Genomic DNA, 13,205 nt, shown 5'->3' with positions numbered 1-13,205 from the left:
ACACAGGCCGCCATCCGGCTCCAGCCCCAATTCGAGGAACAGGCGACCGCCATGGATCCCATCGGAGATGGCCGCGTGGTGATCGAAAACGTGTGGCCGGAAATCGACGGCGGCCGGACGCCGGTCAAACGCGTGGTCGGTGATGAGGTCGAAGTCTGGGCCGATATCTTCACTGACGGCCACGACAAACTCGCCGCCGAGCTGCTCTATCGCGGGCCGAGCGACAGGAATTGGTGCCGGGTGCCGATGACCCATCGGGAGAACGACCGCTGGTCGGCCCGTTTTACTGTGATGGAGATCGGCCGCTACTATTTCACCATCGAGGCCTGGCGCGATCCTTACGCAAGCTGGCGTGACGAGATCACGAAAAAGCGCGATGCCGGACGCGACGTGACCCTGGAGACCGTCGAAGGTGTGGAAATCGTGCATACGGCGGCACGCCTGGCGCAGGGCGCTGACGCCATCGCATTCCAGCCGCTCATCAATGCGCTCGACAAGGCCGATACCGCCAAGAAGCTGAAGATCCTCCTCTCGGATGAAGAGGCGGATCTGCTCAAGCGGAATGCAGAGCGGCTCGCTCTATCCAGCTACAACCCCGCCATTGAGGTCGTTGTCGATCGCAAAGCGGCTCAGTTCTCCGCCTGGTACGAGCTCTTTCCCCGCTCGGCCTCCAACAACGCGACGCGCCACGGCACCTTCGACGATGTGATCGCGCGCCTTCCTTATGTCCGCGACCTCGGCTTCGACGTTCTGTATTTTCCGCCGATCCATCCCATCGGAAAGACGAACCGCAAGGGCAAGAACAACTCCCTTACGCCTGATCCCGATGATGTCGGCAGCGTCTACGCCATCGGATCCGAGGATGGCGGGCATGACGCGGTGCATCCTCAGCTCGGTACGTTGGAGGATTTCCGACGTCTCGTGGCGGCCGCCCATGAGCATGGCCTGGAAATCGCGCTCGATTTTGCGATCCAATGCTCGCCGGACCACCCCTGGATCAAGCAGCACCCGGAATGGTTCGACTGGCGGCCGGACGGAACGCTGAAATATGCGGAGAACCCGCCCAAGAAGTACGAGGACATCGTCAACGTCGAATTCTACGCCGGGGGACTGCCATCGCTGTGGCACGCCCTGCGCGATGTCGTCCTGTTCTGGGCGGAGCGAGGCGTGAAGATTTTCCGGGTGGACAACCCCCACACGAAGCCGCTTCCGTTCTGGCGCTGGATGATCCGGGAGGTGAACGCCCAGCATCCCGACGTCATCTTTCTGGCTGAAGCCTTCACGCGGCCCAAGATGATGAAGGCGCTTGCGAAAGTCGGCTTCCAGCAGAGCTACACCTACTTCACCTGGCGGAACACCAAAGCGGAACTCACCCAATATCTCGCCGAGCTTTCAAGCGGCGAGATGGCCGAGTTGTACCGTCCCAACTTCTTCGCCAACACACCTGATATCAATCCCTACTATCTGCAGACCGGCGGCCGGGCCGGGTTCATCGTTCGGGCGACACTGGCGGCGACGCTATCGAGCGTCTACGGCATCTATTCCGGTTTCGAGATCTGCGAGGCCGAGCCGCTTCCCGGCCGAGAGGAATATCTGGATTCCGAGAAATATGAGCTGAAGGTCCGTGATTACGACGCGCCCGGCAACATCAAGAACCTGATCCGCGCCCTCAACAAGGCGCGGCGGGACAATCCGGCGCTTCATGACTTCCGCAACATCCGCTTCCTCAACGCCTGGAACGACAACATCCTCTCCTTCGTGAAAATGACCGAGGCAAAAGACAACGCGGTCATGGTGCTGGTGAACCTCGACCCGCACCACCGGCAGGAAGCGGACTACGAAGTGCCCTTGTGGGAGTTCGGCCTGCCCGACAGTGCGTCGATCGCTGTTGAGGATCTCCTCAGCGGCGGGCGCTTCACCCTGCATGGCAAGGTGCAGCGCATCGCGCTGTGGCCGGAGGGCAATCAGGTGATGGTCTGGAAGCTGATACCGCCGTCCGCGACCGGATGATGGCTCGGGAACGAACCTTGCTTCCGCGTTCGGCGTTACCCCCGACCAACCACAACGTTTCATCCGCAGTTAAGGTCTCGACATGATCGACCGCAGCGAACCGCAATGGTACCGCGACGCCATCATTTACCAGCTTCACATCAAGTCGTTCTTCGACAGCGACAATACCGGCATCGGCGACTTTGCAGGCGCCACGGAAAAGCTCGATTACATCAAGGACCTCGGCGTCACCGCCATCTGGGTCATGCCGTTTTATCCCTCGCCCCTGAGGGACGACGGTTACGACATATCGGACTATCGGAACATCAATCCCGCCTATGGCACGATGAAGGATTTCAAGCGCTTCGTGAAAGAGGCGCACGCACGCGGCATCCGGGTCATCACCGAGCTCGTCATCAATCACACCTCCGATCAGCATCCGTGGTTTCAGAAGGCGCGGCTGGCGAAGCCCGGCTCCGCCGCCCGTGACTTCTATGTCTGGTCAGACACCGATCAGAAATACCAGGACACGCGGATCATCTTTCTCGACACCGAGCCGTCCAACTGGTCCTGGGACCCCGTGGCGAAGGCCTATTACTGGCACCGCTTCTTCTCGCATCAGCCGGATCTCAACTTCGACAATCCGAAGGTGCTCGAGGCGGTGCTCGATGTGATGCGATTCTGGCTCGACATGGGCGTTGACGGCCTCAGGCTCGACGCCATTCCTTACCTCATCGAACGGGAGGGCACCAACTGCGAGAACCTTCCCGAGACACACACGATCCTCAAGAAGATCCGCGCCACATTGGATGCCGAATATCCCGATCGCATGCTGCTGGCGGAGGCCAATCAGTGGCCTGAGGACACCGCTCCCTATTTCGGCGACGGCGACGAATGCCACATGGCGTTCCACTTCCCGCTGATGCCCCGCATGTACATGGGCATCGCCCAGGAGGACCGGCATCCGATCACCGACATCATGCGCCAGACGCCGGAAATCCCCGACAGCTCGCAATGGGCGATCTTCCTGCGCAACCACGATGAACTGACGCTGGAAATGGTGACCGACCAGGAGCGCGACTATCTCTGGTCCTTCTATGCCAACGACACGCGCGCTCGCATCAACATGGGCATCCGCCGCCGTCTGGCGCCGCTCCTGGAGAATGACCGACGCAAGATCGAGCTTTTGAACAGTCTTCTTCTCTCCATGCCGGGCACGCCGATCCTCTATTACGGGGACGAGATCGGCATGGGCGACAATATCTACCTGGGCGACCGCGACGGCGTGCGCACGCCCATGCAGTGGTCGCCGGACCGCAACGGCGGCTTTTCACGCGCCGATCCCGCAAAGCTCTACCTGCCGGCCATCCAGGATCCGATCTACGGCTATGAAGCGGTCAATGTGGAGGCCGAGTATCGCAGCCCCTCCAGCCTTCTCAACTGGTTGCGCCGGCTCATCGCGGTGCGCCGGGGGACCAGGGCCTTCGGCCGCGGGACGCTTCGTTTCCTTTATCCGGCGAACCGGAAAGTGCTGGCCTATGTCCGCTCCTACGAGGAGGAAACCTTCCTGTGCGTCGCCAATCTGTCACGGGCACCGCAGGCGGTGGAACTCGACCTGTCCGATTTTCGCGGCAATATTCCCACTGAGATGACCGGCGGCACGGCGTTTCCTGCCATCGGTGACCTGCCCTATCTTCTGACGCTACCGGCCTATGGCTTTTTCTGGCTGAACCTGAGCGCCGCGCCGCAGGAAGAGGATCGCTTCGGCCCGCGGTTCACGCCAGAGCTCTTCACGCTGGTGCTCCAAGGCTCGCCGCAATCGCTTCTGACCGGCCGCGAGCGCAAGGCGCTGGAAACCAACGTGGCGCCGCCCTTTCTGTCGCATCAGCGATGGTTCGCAGCAAAGAGCGCCAAGCTCAATGGGGTCTCGCTGGCAGATCACGCCATCATGAAGGATCGCGAGGGACGCGAGAGTTTCCCCCTTGCGCTGTTGAGCGCCAATCTCGCCGATGGCCGCTCGCAAGACTATTTCGTACCGGTTGCGGTGGAAGAAGCGGAAAACGAAGCGCTGCTTCCCTATGCCCTGGCCAAGATGCGCAAAGGCCGAAGCATCGGTCTTCTGGTCGACGCCTCCATCGCACCGGAGTTTCCCGCGTCGGTGGTCGCCGCCATGGAGAGAGGCGACATCCTGGAGACGGCAGAGGGTGCGCGTCTGAAGTTCCATTCCACCAACCGGCTGTCGGATGCCCTGACCCCGCCGGCAGGAGCGGAGCTCGACCTCACGCCGGAACGCTTCAGTGGCGAGCAGAGCAACTCTTCCGTGGTGCTTGGCAGCCAGATGGTGCTGAAACTCTATCGCCGGCTGCAGCCGGGCACCCATCCGGAGATCGAGGTCGGCCGGTTCCTCACCGAAGTTGCCGATTACGGTAATATTCCCCCTCTTCTCGGCTATCTCGAACATGTCGGCAGCGACGGCACTTCAACGGCCATGGCGGTGCTGCAGGGCTATGTGCGCAACCAGGGCGACGCCTGGGGCTGGCTGCTCGACGGGCTGAAGCGCGAATTGGAACTGGTGGCGCTTTCGGCGGAAGGCGAACAGATCACCATGGCCGATCGCTCCGCGCCCCACGCCCATTACACCGCACTCCTGGGGCGGCGCACGGCCGAGCTTCACCTTGCCTTTGCGACGCCGACCGATGATCCGGCCTTCGAAGCCGAGCCCTTCGGCAAGAACGATCTGAAGGAAGCGGTCGAGGATGCAAAGCGGCAGGCGGAGCGAGCCTTCTCCGCAGCCGGATCGCTTGCCGAAGCCTCCGAATTCATGGACAGGAAACCGGAGATACTGAAGCTCATCGACAGGCTGTCCAAGACCAGGGCGGCCGGTATCAAGACCCGCATCCATGGTGACTATCACCTCGGCCAGGTGCTGATCGCGCAGGACGACGTGGTCCTTGTCGATTTCGAAGGCGAACCCTCGCGCCCCGCCGACGAGAGGCGCATGAAGGCCTCTCCGCTGCGGGACGTGGCTGGCATGCTGCGCTCCTTCGCCTATGCCGCCGATGCCGCTGCCAAGGATGTCGCCGCGCGCTTCGGCGACAATGCCGAGCGCGTGCACGCCGCCGCCGAAGAATGGCGCCAACTGACGGTCAGCTCCTTCTCCGATGCCTATGAGGCGGTTGCGCGCGGGCAGCCCATCTGGATCGAGGACGACAGCAACAGGCACGCCCTGCTCCGCCTCTATCTCCTGACCAAAGCTCTCTATGAAACCGCATATGAAGCCAATGCGCGTCCGGACTGGATCGCAACTCCCCTCCGGGGCGTTCTCCAGATGCTCGATGACAAGGAGGCCTGATTTTTATGACCTGGACGAACACGCGCCCTGAGCTTCAGGCTGCTTCAACCGGAACCTCCGTGTCCGATGCGGCCATCGAGGCTCTGGTTCATGCCAATCATGCCGATCCCTTCGCCGTGCTTGGCGCCCACGAGGTTGCCCCCGGCGAATGGGAGGTGCGCGCGCTGCTGCCGGGCACCCGCAGCGTCAGCGTCATCGGCCGCCATGATGACGGCGTGCTGGCGGAGATGGAGCTCGTGCATCGGGAAGGGTTCTACATTGGACGGCTATCGGCCAATGAGAAGCCGCGGTACCGGTTGAAAGCTTCGACGGCAGGCCACGACTGGATCGCGCTCGACCCCTATGCCTTCGACTCCACGATCAGCGATGAAGAGATCGCCGCTATACGAGACGGCGGCGATGGCCGGCTGCCCAAGGTGCTAGGTGCACACCACGTCGAAATCGACAGCACCGATGGCTTCCGTTTCGCCGTCTGGGCGCCCAGCGCGCGCCGCGTCAGCCTCGTCGGCGACTTCAACGGCTGGGACGGCCGACGCTACCCCATGCGGCTTCACCGCTCAGGCGGCGTCTGGGAGATCTTCATTCCAGGTCTTATGCCGGGCGACCGCTACAAATATGAGATCCAGGGGCCGGATGGCACTGTTATCCCCCTGAAGGCGGACCCATTGGCCTTCGCGGCGGAACATCCACCCGCCACCGCTTCCGTGCTGCGCAAATCTGAAAAGCTGGAGTGGACCGACGGCGGCTGGATGAAAACCCGCATGGAAGGCGACAAGCGCAAGCTGCCGATGGCGATCTATGAATGTCACCTCGGCTCCTGGGCGCGTGTGCCTGATGAGAGCAATCGTTACCTGACCTACCGGGAGCTTGCGGATCGGCTGATCCCTTATGTGAAAGACCTCGGCTTCACGCACATCGAGCTCCTGCCGATCACGGAATATCCTTTCGACGGCTCCTGGGGCTACCAGCCGGTATCGTTGTTTGCTCCCACAAGCCGCTTCGGAACGCCGGAGGATTTCGCCTTCTTCATCGATGCGGCGCACAATGCCGGCATCGGCGTGCTGCTGGACTGGGTGCCCGGGCATTTTCCAAACGATCCGCATGGCCTCGCCAACTTCGACGGCAGCCATCTCTACGAACATGCCGACCCGCGGCAGGGCTTTCACCAGGACTGGGGCACGCACATCTACAACTACGGCCGTGAGGAGGTTTCAGCCTTTCTGGTCGCCAATGCTCGATTCTGGCTGGAGGAATATCACCTGGACGGCCTGCGCGTGGATGCGGTCGCCTCCATGCTCTATCTCGACTACAGCCGCAAACCGGGAGAATGGGTGCCCAACCGGCACGGGGGAAATGAGAACCTCGAGGCTATCTCGTTCCTGCAACGGGCGAATGCCGTAGCCTATGGGACAGATCCGGGCATCTTCACGGTGGCCGAGGAATCAACGGCCTGGCCTGGCGTCTCGGCCCCCACCTATGCCGGCGGCCTCGGCTTCGGCTTCAAGTGGAACATGGGATGGATGCACGACACCCTGCATTACATGCAGGAAGATCCCGTCAACCGGCGCCATCACCATCATCATATGACGTTCGGGCTGGTCTATGCCTTCTCCGAAAACTACGTCTTGCCGCTGAGCCATGATGAGGTCGTTCACGGCAAGGGCTCCATACTCGGCCGCATGCCGGGCGACCGCTGGCAGCGCTTTGCCAACCTTCGCGCCTACTACGGCTTCATGTGGGCGCACCCTGGCAAGAAGCTCCTGTTCATGGGCGGCGAGTTTGGCCAGGAGCGGGAGTGGAACCACGACATCAGCCTGGACTGGCATCTGACGGAAGATGCCCTTCATTCCGGCGTGCAGCGGCTGGTCCGCGATCTGAACCGGGTCTACCGCATGTCGCCGGCGCTGCATGAGCGAGACTGCGAAGAAACCGGCTTTGAGTGGATCGTGTCGGACGATGCCGATCACAGCGTGCTTGGCTGGCTTCGGAAGGGCGAGGATGAGAGCACCATCGCCGTGATCGCTTGCAATTTCACGCCCATCCCACGCGAGGGATACAGGCTGGGCGTGCCGTTTCCCGGCCTTTACGAGGAAGTCCTCAATACCGATGCACAGCTTTACGGTGGCAGCAATGTGGGCAACCTTGGCGGCGTCGAGGCCGATGAAGTGCCCTGCCATGGGCGCCCCTATTCGATCCTTGTAACGCTGCCGCCGCTGTCGACGGTCTATTTCCAGCGCCGGTGATCAGTCCTGGCGCTTCGGCTTCCGTGCGAGCGCGAGACTTGCGCCCGCGAGAAGAATGGACGCGGCGCCATAGAGCATCACCGCGGGAACGACCGGCAGCAAGAGACCGGCCAGAAGCGGCCCCGCGCCCGCGCCGATGTCACGCCAGCTGGCCTGGCGGGCCAGAGCGGGAATGCGTTCTGGCCCGGGATTGTCTTCGGCGACAACGGGGGCCGGCAAAGGCTGGATCAGCGCGCGCAGCACGATGGTGCCCAAGGCGCCGACCCACAGCAAGGCCCCGCCGATGCCCAGCAGCAGCATGCCCAACGAGGCGCAGAGCGAGAAGATGATCAGCATGCGCCGCGGTCCCACTTTCTGGGCAAGCGCTCCACCCGGCGCAGCGAAGACGATCTCGGCGAGATAGCGCATGGACATGGCGAGCCCCACCGCAAGGCCAGCACCCTCCTCCATGGTGGCGGCGGCCAGCACCGAAAGCCCAACGACGAAGAGACCATCGAGTGTGAGACCGGAGAAGAACGACCAGACGTCCATGGGCGCCGGGATCGAAAAGCGCGGTCCGGACAGAACCTTTCCCTCGGCAAAGCCCGGCAGTCTGCTGGCGAAGTAGAAGCCCGGCAGGGTCGCAATGGCGAGCAGCAGGAAGACAGGCCGCGGCCCCATGATCTCCGCCATGAAGGAGCCCGCCACGAGACCGGCGACCGAACCCATGGAGACGATGGCGCGAACCCGGGCACTGCGTCGTGCGGCGCCGTCCAGGATCGCAGTAGGCAGAGCCTGATTGGAGATGTTGAGCGCGCCGAAGGCGAGCCCCCACAGAAGCCGCGCGACAAGAAGCAGCCATAAGCCGGAGGCGAAAACATAAAGCGAGGTCGCAACGGTGGATGCGCCCACGGCGGCCAGGACGGCGACCCGCGGGCCTCGGTTGGCATAAAGCGCCGCGACCTGCCCGTAACCGAAAATCCGCACGAGCCGGTTCGCTGCCAGGAGGAGGCCGACCTCCGGGAGCGTGACGCCGAATTCCGCCGCGTGAAGCGGCAGCAGCAGGTAAAGAAGAACGTCCCCTGGCAGCGTGAACGCCATGGCGAGCGCGGCGGAGCGTGAATCCCGATCGACCTCGGCTTCGGTCGGGCGTTCGTCCGGAGGGGGAAGCGTCATTTTATGGCGAACGTCCTGAAGGACGATCCCTAGGGATGGGACCCATCGCATAGCACGTCCGACCCGGCACGAAAGACATATGGCGCCGAACAGTGCCAGACCGCGCGGCCAAATCGTCACAGGCTGCAGCGAATAGGAAGGCCTGACAAGGGCATAAAAAAACCCCGCACGACGAAGCGTGCGGGGTGTGAGGGAGAGGCATATTTTATTGAGAGATGCCGGTGCGTTCAGCGATGCCCTTCCACTTCTGCAACTCATCCGCCACAAAGGCCTGATATTCCTTGGCGGTCATGTTCGAAGGCTCGGCGCCATCCTTGGACAGGAATTCCTTGCCTTCAGGGCTTCCCATCACGGCGTTGATGTCAGCGTTCAGCTTCTCCACCACATCGTCCGGCGTGCCGGCGGGCACCATGATTCCCCACCACTGCTGGATCTCGGAGTTGGGGATTCCTGCCTCTGCCAGCGTCGGCGTATCGGGCAGAGCGGGCGAGCGCTTGGGGCTGGTGACTGCCAAGCCGCGCAGGTGACCGCCGCGGAACTGCGGAAGCATCTGGTTGATGCTGCCGATGTAGAGATCAACATGGCCACCGATGACGTCGGTCATGGCTTCCGAACCGCCCTTGTAATGAGCGACGTCCATATCGAGCCCGGTATTCTCGTTGACGAGCTCGGCCGCGAATTGGTTGACGCTGCCGGGGCCGGTCGCCGCGTAGATCAGATCCTTTTCCTTGGCGACCTTCAGGAATTCCTCGATCGTATCGACCTTCACCGAGGCGCCGACGCCCAAGACGAGCGGGGTCGATCCTAGCATGGCCACCGGGGTCAGATCCTTGGCCGGATCAAACGGCAGGTTCTTCTGCACCGCGGGGTTCATGGTGAAGGTCACCGAAGCGATCAGCAGGGTGTAACCATCGGGCTTGGATTTCGCCACATGGGCTGATCCGATGGCCGCACCGGCGCCAGGGCGATTTTCAACCACCACCGGCTGGCCCCACTTCTTGCTCAAGCCATCGGCAAGATAGCGACCGACAATGTCGTTGGATCCGCCGGGGGCGAACGGCACGACGAGGGTAACCGGCTTGGTCGGATAGCTCTGCGCATGGGCAACAGAACCGATCGCGGTCACCGCGAGGATCGTGGCCAGTTTCAAAAACTTCATTGGTTCCTCCAGGACGTTCTTGTCGCTCAAAGCCATATGGCCCAAGCGGCATTCAATCATGAGAGGACAGACATCGCCCGGGCAAAGGCCCGATTTAGCCCCGCGTTTCCTGTCCCTTACCCGCGCCTTCTTGAACGAGACACTAGGATGTGCAGCTTCCGGTGTAAGCTCGATAAAGGTCCAATAAGTTTTTAACCATCCGGCATAACGCGGATTAATGGGAATGGTTTTTCCGCACCTGCGCTTTCAGGTGCGTGACAAAATCCTTCATGGCCTTGGACTGAGGTGCATCCTTCAAGCGGATCATGAGTGTCTTCGCTTCGATCCGCGGCGCCAGAGGGCGGATGACGATATCCGGTATGCTCATGGATTCCACCAGCGCCGGCTCCACAAGCGCGACCCCCGCTCCGTAGCGGGCAAGCATGATGCCCGTGATGGCAATGCTGATCTGCACATTGATGGTCGGCGCCACGTTGGCAGCGCTCATCGCGCGATCGACATAGGGCCGAAAACTCACCTGCGGGAGGTAGGTGATGATCGGGTAAGGGCTGAGATCCGTCACCTCGACCTCTTCCTGGGTCGCCAAGGGGTGATCCTTGCGCATGACACAGGCGATCGTCGTGGTCACAAGGACCTCTGTTTCCACCGCCGGGCTGACGACGGGTTCATGGGCGACCCCGAGTTCGACCTCGCGGTTTATGACGCGGTCAAGCACCTGCGGCGATGTCAGCGATTGCAGCGTCGCGCGCAAATTCGGACGGGCCGACATGAACGTCGCCACCGCCTCGGCGAGATAGCCGTTGGCGATCGGAAAGGCCGCCGCAATTGACAGAGTGCCAAGCCGCCCGCCCGATAAATCCTGCGTGAGGCGCCCAACCGCCTCAAGGCGACCGAAAATGGCGGCGATATCGGGAAAGATGGCATGCGCCTCAGCGGTCGGCTGAAGACGGCCGGCGACACGGACGAAGAGCTTCATCTTAAGCTGCGTTTCGCAATGCTTGAGAACCGTGCTGACAGCAGGCTGAGTTACATTGAGCAGGCGGGCCGCGGCTGTTACCGAACCGGTCACCATGATGGCGTGAAAAACTTCCATCTGCCGGAGATTCATCATCGGCTTTCGTCCCATTTTTGGGGACATTACCTTATTTTATGGGGACGGCCATCAAAATGATTGGACGTTTATCTCCTGCCCCCCGACACTCGGCAGCAGCGACACCAAGATCGTAAAACGCCGGTGAGTTGGCATGCCTCGCGCCGGAGAATAATCGAGGGAGGAACATGTGCACATCCGCAACCACCGAGATGTCGCGGCCGGGATTCTTTATCTCGTGCTCGGGACGGCCTTTGCCATCGGCGCGCTTAACTATCCACTCGGCAGCGTCTCGCGGCTCGGGCCCGGCCTCTTTCCCCTGTCACTGGGAGTGTTGCTGACGATCTGCGGCCTGGCGGTCTTCGCAGGCGCCTTCCGTTCCTCCGCCGATGAGGAGCGCCTGGACCGCTGGCACCTGCGGCCTTTTGTTTTCGTGCTGGTTGGCGGTGCCCTGTTCGGCCTTCTGCTGCCTTACGCGGGGCTTGTCATCACCATCATGGTTCTCGTGATTGTCGCCAGCCTGGCGGATCGTGAGATGACGCCGGCTGTCATTGCGGCCACCGCTGTCGCCCTCGCTGCTGCAAGCTATCTCATTTTCATCTATGCGATCGGCCTCGTGCTGCCGGTCTGGCCGACTGTTTTCAGCGGCTGAGGAAAGACCTGATGGAACTTTTCGACCACCTCGCGCTGGGGTTCTCCACCGCGCTTTCGCTGCAGAACGTGACTTATGCCTTCATCGGCTGCCTTCTGGGCACGATGATCGGCGTCCTGCCGGGCCTTGGCCCGCTGGCGACCATCGCCATGCTGCTGCCCTTCACCTACGGGCTGGAACCGATCGCCGCCCTCATCATGCTGGCCGGTATCTACTATGGCTCACAATACGGCGGCTCCACTACGGCGATCCTGGTCAATCTGCCCGGTGAGACCTCCGCCGTGGTGACAGTCATCGACGGCCACCAAATGGCTCGCCAAGGCCGCGCGGGCGTTGCACTGGCAACGGCCGCTTTGGGGTCGTTCTTCGCAGGAACGGTGGGAACCCTGATCCTCGCCGTTTTCGCGATTCCCCTGACGCGCTTTGCGTTCAGCTTCGGCCCGGCCGATTATTTCTCTTTGATGGTGGTGGGTCTCCTCGGCGCGGTGGCATTGGCGTCCTCGTCCCTCATCCGCGCCATCGGAATGGTCCTACTCGGCCTGCTGCTGGGCCTCGTCGGAACCGACGTCAATTCCGGCACCATGCGCTATACGTTCGGTCTGCCGCAGCTCTGGGACGGCATCGATTTCGTTGTCGTCGCCGTCGGCATCTTCGCCTTCGCGGAGGTGATCGCCAGCCTTGAGAATAAGGAACTGCGCGAGGCCTTTACCGGCAAGATCACCAACCTCTGGCCGACGCGGGAGGATATCCGCCGTGCCTGCCCGGCGGTCCTTCGTGGAACGGCGATAGGTTCCGCCGTCGGAGCCCTTCCCGGCGCTGGTCTGTCGCTCGCCTCGTTCTTTTCCTACAGCCTGGAAAAGAAGGTTTCTCGCCGTCCGCAGGAGTTCGGTCACGGAGCCATCGAGGGCGTCGCGGGGCCTGAAGCCGCCAACAATGCCGCTGCCCAAACCGCCTTCGTGCCGACACTCGCCCTCGGCATTCCCGGCAGCGCCACCATGGCTCTCATGCTGGGCGCCATGATGATCCACAACATCCAGCCGGGCCCTCAGGTGATGACCAATAACCCGGACATCTTCTGGGGCCTGATTGCCTCCATGTGGATCGGCAACCTCATGCTCGTCATCCTCAACCTGCCGCTGATCGGCATGTGGGTAAAGCTCCTGAGCGTGCCCTACAAGATAATGTTCCCGGCTATTCTGGTGTTCTGCTGCGTCGGCGTCTATTCGGTGCAGAATTCTGTTTACGATATCTATTTCGCAGTCGCGTTCGGCGTCGTCGGTTATGCCTTCCGTAAGTTCGGTTGCGAGCCGGCGCCTTTGATGCTCGGCCTCGTGCTCGGGCCCATGCTGGAGGAGAACTTCCGCCGGGCGCTCGTGCTCTCGCGGGGCGATTACACCGTGTTCTTCACCCGCCCCATATCGCTGACCCTCCTCCTCTTCGCCGCGGCGATGCTGGTGGTGGTCCTGCTGCCGAACATCAAACGGCGGCGCAACGAGATCTTTGCGGAGGAAGAAGCGTAAGCATGCCATGCAGATCGCCGCATGCCGGCTGATCTGCAGCATCCC

General features: G+C 62.0%; 8 protein-coding genes. 5 read left to right on the top strand and 3 right to left on the bottom strand.

Translation table 11 applies throughout. The annotated features are described in order from the left end of the window. Positions 1 to 51 precede the first annotated feature (51 nt). From IEV58_RS06380 to glgB, 3 genes are all read left to right on the top strand, one after another. Positions 52 to 2,010: an alpha-1,4-glucan--maltose-1-phosphate maltosyltransferase gene (locus IEV58_RS06380; RefSeq protein ID WP_229729257.1), complete on the top strand. Its 1,959-nt coding sequence runs from the start codon at positions 52 to 54 to the stop codon at positions 2,008 to 2,010. Between the two features lie 82 nt (positions 2,011 to 2,092). Next, the gene (gene treS / locus IEV58_RS06375) at positions 2,093 to 5,341 is read left to right on the top strand and encodes a maltose alpha-D-glucosyltransferase (RefSeq protein ID WP_188408819.1); all 3,249 of its coding nucleotides are present in this window, start codon (positions 2,093 to 2,095) and stop codon (positions 5,339 to 5,341) included. A 5-nt stretch (positions 5,342 to 5,346) separates the two neighbouring features. Beyond that, positions 5,347 to 7,584, top strand: coding sequence for a 1,4-alpha-glucan branching protein GlgB (glgB, locus tag IEV58_RS06370; RefSeq protein WP_188408818.1), 2,238 nt, complete (start codon positions 5,347 to 5,349; stop codon positions 7,582 to 7,584). Here glgB and IEV58_RS06365 read toward each other — a convergent pair whose 3' ends face one another. From IEV58_RS06365 to IEV58_RS06355, 3 genes are all read right to left on the bottom strand, one after another. Beyond that, positions 7,585 to 8,739 carry an MFS transporter gene (locus IEV58_RS06365; RefSeq protein ID WP_188408817.1) on the bottom strand — a complete coding sequence of 385 codons (1,155 nt, stop codon included), beginning with the start codon at positions 8,737 to 8,739 and terminating at the stop codon, positions 7,585 to 7,587. A gap of 205 nt (positions 8,740 to 8,944) precedes the next feature. Beyond that, complete coding sequence (locus IEV58_RS06360) at positions 8,945 to 9,898, bottom strand: Bug family tripartite tricarboxylate transporter substrate binding protein (RefSeq protein ID WP_188408816.1); 954 nt, start codon at positions 9,896 to 9,898, stop codon at positions 8,945 to 8,947. A 214-nt stretch (positions 9,899 to 10,112) separates the two neighbouring features. Then, complete coding sequence (locus IEV58_RS06355) at positions 10,113 to 11,009, bottom strand: LysR family transcriptional regulator (RefSeq protein WP_188408815.1); 897 nt, start codon at positions 11,007 to 11,009, stop codon at positions 10,113 to 10,115. Positions 11,010 to 11,178: 169 nt separating this feature from the next. On the opposite strand from IEV58_RS06355, the gene IEV58_RS06350 reads away from it, so the two are divergent. Next, entirely contained in the window at positions 11,179 to 11,640 is a 462-nt protein-coding gene (locus tag IEV58_RS06350) for a tripartite tricarboxylate transporter TctB family protein (RefSeq protein WP_188408814.1), read from the top strand. A gap of 11 nt (positions 11,641 to 11,651) precedes the next feature. Then, positions 11,652 to 13,160 (top strand): tripartite tricarboxylate transporter permease, encoded by a 1,509-nt coding sequence (locus IEV58_RS06345; RefSeq protein ID WP_188408813.1) that lies wholly within the window; start codon positions 11,652 to 11,654, stop codon positions 13,158 to 13,160. The last annotated feature ends 45 nt before the right edge of the window (positions 13,161 to 13,205 follow it).

Origin of the sequence: Agaricicola taiwanensis (assembly GCF_014635245.1) — a bacterium.
Taxonomy (GTDB): Bacteria; Pseudomonadota; Alphaproteobacteria; order Rhizobiales; family Methylopilaceae; genus Agaricicola; species Agaricicola taiwanensis.
Note: the sequence above shows the minus strand (reverse complement) of the source record. Positions and strands in the feature narration are given on the sequence as shown.